Here is a 6282-nt window from a genome sequence, read left to right as displayed (position 1 = left end):
GGCGGATACGGGTAGATGATGCCGGTCGGCGTGCGCCGCCGGTAGGGAGTCAGGAGTGACAGGCCCTGCGGGTCGGGGTCTTCCCAGACCTCGGCGTTGCCGGGGTGGAGTGAGTCGCGCGGCGGGTCCGCGGCGGCGGGCAAGGCTGCGGCGCCGAACAGCAGCAGCAGTGCGAGACGCGCCACGCCCATGCCGGCCTCCTAGCGGTGGAACCGCGGACCCGACGGGCTGTTCGACCCGTGGATCTGCGAGTGACAGTTGAGGCAGCCGCGGTTCATCAGCCGGTCGTCGGGCGCGGAGCCCTTCGCCATGTTCTCCGAGGTCACGAGCCCCGACGGGTGGCCGAAGTTCGGGTTGTCGATCGGCGAGTGACACTCCTGGCACAGGAAGGGCAGGGCGGTGGTCAGCAGCCGCTCGTGATTCGAGCCGTGGGGCTTGTGGCAGTTCAGGCAGCTCTCGCGCACCGGCGCGTGCTCCCAGAGGAAGGGGCCGCGCTTTTCGGCATGACAGCCGGTGCACAGCGAGTTCACGTCGTCGGCCTTGAGCAGCGGCGCGCTGACCGAGCCGTGCGGGTTGTGGCAGTCGACGCACGAGATCTTGCCCTCGAGCAGCGGCATGTGGGAGCGCTTCTGGAAATCCGCGCGCTGCGCGGGGTGACAGCTGAAGCAGGTCTCGTTGGCGTTCTTCTCGCGCAGCAGTGACTGGCCCGAGGTCTGCGCCATCGGGTTGTGACAGTCGCTGCAGGCCAGCCCGCGCAGCTCGTGCGTGGAGCCGATCCAGTACAGCGTGGCTCCGCCGCGGTGGCACTCCATGCACATCGCGTTCATGGCCTCGGGCGCCTGCGTCGAGCCTTGCGTGAACGCGACGATCGTGGCCGAGACGGGGTTCGCGACGTGATTGCCGCCCGGCCCATGACACGCCTCGCAAGTGTGCTTCTCGAGGTCGGTGCGCGGGTTGGCCTTGAACGCACGCGCGTGGACCGTCCGGTCCCAGTGCGTGGCCTCGACGCTGTGACAGCTCCGGCACAGCGCGTCGCCGACGTAGGCGACTTCGGGTCCGGGCCGGTCTCTGACCTCGTCGCCGGGCCGAGCGCACGCGGCCAGGAGCACGCAGGCGGAGATCAGAAGCAGGGGGCGCAGCAATCCCATCCCGGTGCAGTGCTACGGCGCCAGATGGCGACTGGTTTCGATTTTCTAGCTGCGCTCGCGCACGACCACGTCGAACACGCCGGTCAGGACCCGGCCGCCCGCGCGCACCTGCACCCACATGCGGTACTCGCCGGGCTGCGGGAACGCGTACGGGAACTCGACCTCCCCGGGCCGAGCACCCGAGGCGAGCGGCATGGGCGACACCGTTCCGTCGCGTTTCGCCAGCATCTCGGCCGCGGCCATCGACATCGAGCCCGCGGGGTGCAGATGAGTGAACACCGCGCCGTCGCGGCGGCGCAGCACGGCGTGGCCCTGCATGCCCATGTAGGGCTCGATCGCGAGCGGCGCGCCGTCGGGGCCGAACGCGCCGAAGCGCAGCGAGGTGTCGCGGTCGGCCACGAGCTCGCCGTCGGTCAGGAACTCCATGCGCCCGCCGCCCATCAGCGCCGTGCTGCGGCCGCGTGCCGGGTCCGAGATGCCCGTGTGCCAGGAGTCGTCGAAGTCGAGCGCGGTCGGCGCGGCGGCGCTGGTGGCCAGCGTCGTGGACGACAGACAGATCACCCCGCCCGGCAGCGCGGCTGCCTGCGCGGCCAGGCCGACCGGCGGCGGCAGGTTGACCTGACTCACGAGAGTCTCGCTCGAGCCGTCCTCGTGGGTCACTTCCGCGTACAGCTGGTAGGTGCCGCCGGGCAGGGGCGGCAGCATGCCTTCGAAGCTGCGCGGGTCGCGGCGCACCGGGTGCAGGTGCGCGAACGCGTCGAACTCGGGCTCGCGCACCAGGAACAGGTGCATGAGCTTGCCGTGGTCGGTGACCAGCGTGTCCCAGGCGGCACTGGCCGGTGCCTCGCGCGTGGGCGTGAGCTCAAGGACGTTCGCGGAGTCGGCGCTGCGCACGGCGGCGCCAACGGGCAGCGGCTTGGTGAGCGCGTTGGCGAAGTCGCGGTCCATCTGCTGCCAGCGCCAGTTGCCTCCGTACGCCGCGGCGCAACAGACTCCGGCCGCGGCGACCGCGGCCAGGCGCGCCCGACCCGAGTTCCGCGCCGCAGCCGCCGCGATCCAGACCGCCGCGCCCGCGAGCAGGACTCCCAGCGCGAGCAGAGTGACTCCCAGTGCGGGCGGCATCACGGGCTTGGCCAGCGCCGCCGCTTGCAGCGGCACCGCCACGCGCCCGCCGCCGCGCGCGCTCTCCAAGCTCACCTCGACTCCGTACGAGCCGCGCCGCAGCAGCCAGAAGCTGGCGTTCCACAGCTGCGAGTCACCGGCCACGCGTTCGGCGGGCGAGGGTGGCGGGAGGGCGTCGGAGCCGGCGTCGAGGAACGCGGGCTGCACCGACACCGCGCTCACGTCGGCGTCGGCGATCCGGATGTCGGCCTGCGCCAGACCCGGGAAGGTCTGCGGCGGCCGGATCACGACCCGCACCGGGTGCACGCCCGCGCGGCCCTCGAAGAACACGTTGGGGCTGCCGACGTGCGCCGAGGCCGTCGCGGCGAGCGCGAGACACGAGAGCGCCGCGGCCAGTGACTTCACCGCGCGCCCCGCATGGCGCGGCCCAGCCACAGGCCCGTGGCCGAGGCCGCGAACGCGAGACACAGCGCACTGCCCGCGCTGGCCAGGTCGAGGTCCGGAGACATGAAGTCCCAGAACGCCGTGCGCGCGCCGGGGTCGATGCGCAGGAAGAACGGCCACTGGCGTCCGCCGCCCGCGAACAGCGGCTGGTCCGCCGCGGGAGACAAGAGGAATCCGGAGAAGAACCACTGGGTCGCGACGAACAGCGCCGTGAACGCGGCAGCGCACTCGAGCGCGGTGAAGGCGAAGTCGCCGCGCCCGCGCCCGGGGCGGCGCAGCAAGAGGTCGAGCGCGAACGCGGGCACGATCAAGAGCAGCGGGAACGGCGGCGCGAGCATGTGATCGAGAGTGTTGTACACCGGGCCCGCCTGGGGCGTCGCTGCGAAGCGCGGCAGCACCCAGACCACGAGCGCGACCAGACTCATGTACGCGGCGGAGGCCGCGCTGGCGGGCGCGCGCAGCCTGCCCGCCACGCCGTGCGCCACGAGCACGATCGGGTAGCTGGCGCAGCCGAGCTCGTAGAACACCGAAGAGTGTTGCCGGTTCGCGAAGCTCTGGGCGGTGGTCACGACCGAGATCAGCGCCAGGAGCGCCCCCGCTGCCAACGCGGCCGCGAGCGCCGTGCCCGCCGACGTCTGGCGCGCGACCAGCGCGATCCACGCGCCGGCCACGACGGCGAAGTAGGCCACGGCCTTCCCGATCTGCGGCGGGTGCCAGAGGCCGGCGGCGAGCCCGTAACTCGCCTGCCACCAGCGGTCGAAGAGCATCGCCGCCACGAACGCTCCGGCGCCCCAGAGCACGACCCACGCGCCGAGCGGCGCGCGCGCGCGGCCGAGCGCCACGCCGCCCACGCCGGCGGCCGTGGTGACCCGCGCCATGGCGATCGCCGCCAGCGCGGCCGCGGCGACCGCGAGATAGTTGGCCGCGTGCGGCGGGCCGAAGAAGCGGTCCACGCCGATGGTCGACTCCCAGGAGAAATCCCAATAGAGAGTCAGCGGAACGCAGATCGCGGCGAGGAGCAGTAGGGCTTCGGGCGCCATGCGCGCGCGGATCATAGCGAAGCGCTGGCGGCCGCCGGGGCAGGGGGGAACACTCCCGGCCGATGTCGGCACTCACCCTGCTCGGCGCGCGGCGTTTCGGCGCCTTCTTCTGGGCCCAGTTTCTCGGTGCGTTCAACGACAACCTGTTCCGGAACGCGCTCGTGGTGTTCACGACCTTCCGCGCGGTGAGCGTGCTCGGGCTGCCGTCCGAGCAGGTCGTGACGCTCTCCGGCGGGGTGTTCACGCTCCCCTTCTTCCTCTTCTCCGCCACGGCCGGCCAGCTCGCGGACAAGCTCCCCAAGCACCGGTTGCTGCGCTGGGTGAAGGCGTTCGAGATACCGACCATGGCGTTCGCGGCCGGGGCGATCTGGCTGGAGAGCGGCGCGCTCATGCTGTGCGCGCTGTTCCTGACGGGTCTCCAGGCGGCGTTCTTCGGACCGGTGAAGTACGGCGTGCTGCCGCAGCTCCTGGACGAGGACGACCTGGTGACCGGCAACGCGCTGGTCGAGACCGGCACCTCGCTGGCGATCCTGCTCGGGACCATCTGCGGGGGACTGCTGCTCGGGCTCGGTGACTCGGGGCCGGGCTGGGTCGCGGCCTGCGTGGTCTCACTCGCGGCCTGCGGCTGGCTCGCGAGCCTGGCGGTGCCCGTGGTGCCGGCGGAGAGCCCGGGCCTGCGCATCGCGCGCAATCCGTTCGCCCCGCTCGCCGAGACGCTCGCGATCACGCGCGCGAACCGTGCCGTGTTCCTGTCGGTGCTGGCGATCTCGTGGTTCTGGTTCTTCGGCGCGGCGTTCCTGTCGCTGCTCCCGACCTACACGCGCGACGTGCTCGGCGGTGGCGAGGGCGTGATCACCTTCTTCCTGGCGCTGTTCTGCGTGGGGATCGGCGTCGGGTCACTCGCCTGCGAGAGACTCTCGGGTCGGCGCGTCGAGCTCGGGCTCGTGCCCCTGGGCTCGATCGGCATGAGCTTGTTCGTGCTCGACCTGTTCTTCGCCAGCCCCCACCCCGTGACTGCCGGGGGCGAGCTGCGCGTCCTGCGCGACGTGCTCGCTGCGCCGCACGGCGTGCGCATCGCGCTCGACTTGCTCCTGATCGCGGCTTCGAGCGGCGTGTTCGTGGTGCCGCTCTACGCGCTCGTGCAGCAGCGCTCGGACCCGAGCCGGCGCTCGCGCGTGATCGCCGGCAGCAACATCCTGGGCGCGGCCTTCATGGTGGCGTCGGCGCTCGAGACCACGGCGCTCTTGAAGCTCGGAGTCTCGGTCCCGTGGATCCTGTTCGTGCTGGGCGTGCAGAACGCTCTGGTCGCGATCTACGTGTACGGCGTGATCCCGGAGTTCCTGTTCCGCTTCGTGGCCTGGATCCTCGCGAACGTGCTCTACCGCCTGCACTATACGGGGCGCGAGAACATTCCCCAGAGAGGCCCCGCGCTGCTGGTCGCGAACCACGTGACCTTCATCGACTGGCTGTTCATCGCGAGTGTCTGCAAGCGGCCGGCCCGCTTCGTCATGCACCAGGACTTTCTCGCCATCCCGGGGCTGGGCTTCGTGTTCCGCGACGCCAAGGTGATTCCGATCGCGAGCGCGCGAGAGAACGCAGAGACACTCGACGCCGCCTTCGACCGCATCGCGGAGGAGCTCGGGCACAACCACGTGGTGTGCATCTTCCCCGAGGGACGACTCACCGGCGACGGCCGCATGAGCCCGTTCCGGCCCGGTGTGGAGCGGATCGTGGCGCGCACGCCCGTGCCCGTGGTGCCGATCGGCTTGCGCGGTCTCTGGGGCAGCTTCTTCAGCCGCAAGCACGGGCACGCCATGCGCCGGCCGTTCCGGCGCTTCTGGTCGCGCATCGACTTGGCGATCGGCGAGCCGGTGCCGCCCGAGCGGGTGCGGGCCGACGACCTGGCGCGCCGGGTGGCCGCGCTGGCCGAGCTCGAGCCGCCCGCGCCGCTGCAAAGTCGGCCGCAAGCCACCACGAGCTAGCTATCATGGCCGCGGAGGGCACCGACATGGTTCGCGGCAGCTGTCTCTGTGGCGGCATCCGCATCGAGGCGGAGCGCGTCTCTCTTCTCCGGCACTGTCACTGCTCGACCTGCCGGAAGGAGACCGGCTCGGCTTTCGGCACCGTGGCGGTCGTGCGGCCGAGTGACTTCCGCTTCGTGGCCGGCGAGGACCTGGTGCAGCACTACCGCTACCCGCCCGACGGCACGCGCGCGTTCTGCCGCGTATGCGGCTCGAAGGCGCCGCTCGCGCTGTTCGCGGGCACGCTGGTGATCGTTCCCGCCGGCATGCTCGACGACGACCCGGGCGTGCGCCCCGCGCTGCACCAGTTCGTGGGCTCGAAGGCGCCGTGGTGGGAGATCGCGGACTCACTGCCGAAGTTCGGGCGCTGGGTCCCGGGTTACGAGCCGAAGTGGGCGGCCGCGCAGGGCTGACCCGAGAGGAGTCGCCTTGCAAGAGAGAGCGGAGTCACTGACCTTCACCGGCCGGCTGCGCAGCGTGCGCTTCGCGCTGCGCGGCATCGCCGTC

General features: G+C 71.7%; 6 protein-coding genes. 2 read left to right on the top strand and 4 right to left on the bottom strand.

The genetic code is table 11. The annotated features are described in order from the left end of the window. The 4 genes from VMR86_02215 to VMR86_02200 all read right to left on the bottom strand — a co-directional run. Nucleotides 1–191: hypothetical protein (locus VMR86_02215; protein HTO05846.1), on the bottom strand; the 191-nt coding region annotated here is incomplete at its 3' end. A gap of 9 nt (nucleotides 192–200) precedes the next feature. Further along, the gene (locus VMR86_02210; protein ID HTO05845.1) at nucleotides 201–1148 is read right to left on the bottom strand and encodes a DmsE family decaheme c-type cytochrome; all 948 of its coding nucleotides are present in this window, start codon (nucleotides 1146–1148) and stop codon (nucleotides 201–203) included. A 45-nt stretch (nucleotides 1149–1193) separates the two neighbouring features. After that, on the bottom strand, nucleotides 1194–2675 hold the full coding sequence (locus tag VMR86_02205) for a hypothetical protein (protein HTO05844.1): 1482 nt from the start codon (nucleotides 2673–2675) through the stop codon (nucleotides 1194–1196). After that, nucleotides 2672–3754, bottom strand: a complete 1083-nt coding sequence (locus VMR86_02200) for a hypothetical protein (GenBank protein HTO05843.1) — start codon at nucleotides 3752–3754, stop codon at nucleotides 2672–2674. The genes VMR86_02205 and VMR86_02200 overlap by 4 nt, the downstream gene beginning before the upstream one ends. A gap of 62 nt (nucleotides 3755–3816) precedes the next feature. Here VMR86_02200 and VMR86_02195 point away from each other — a divergent pair, with 62 nt between their 5' ends. Together VMR86_02195 and VMR86_02190 are read left to right on the top strand one after the other, a co-directional pair. Continuing rightward, nucleotides 3817–5736 (top strand): MFS transporter, encoded by a 1920-nt coding sequence (locus tag VMR86_02195; GenBank protein HTO05842.1) that lies wholly within the window; start codon nucleotides 3817–3819, stop codon nucleotides 5734–5736. Nucleotides 5737–5762: 26 nt separating this feature from the next. After that, nucleotides 5763–6188, top strand: a complete 426-nt coding sequence (locus VMR86_02190) for a GFA family protein (GenBank protein HTO05841.1) — start codon at nucleotides 5763–5765, stop codon at nucleotides 6186–6188. Nucleotides 6189–6282: the final 94 nt, after the last annotated feature.

It is taken from the genome of Myxococcota bacterium (genome assembly GCA_035498015.1).
Lineage (GTDB): Bacteria > Myxococcota_A > UBA9160 > SZUA-336 > SZUA-336 > VGRW01.
The sequence above is the reverse complement of the archived record's forward strand: the minus strand, read 5'-3'. Positions and strand labels throughout refer to the sequence as shown.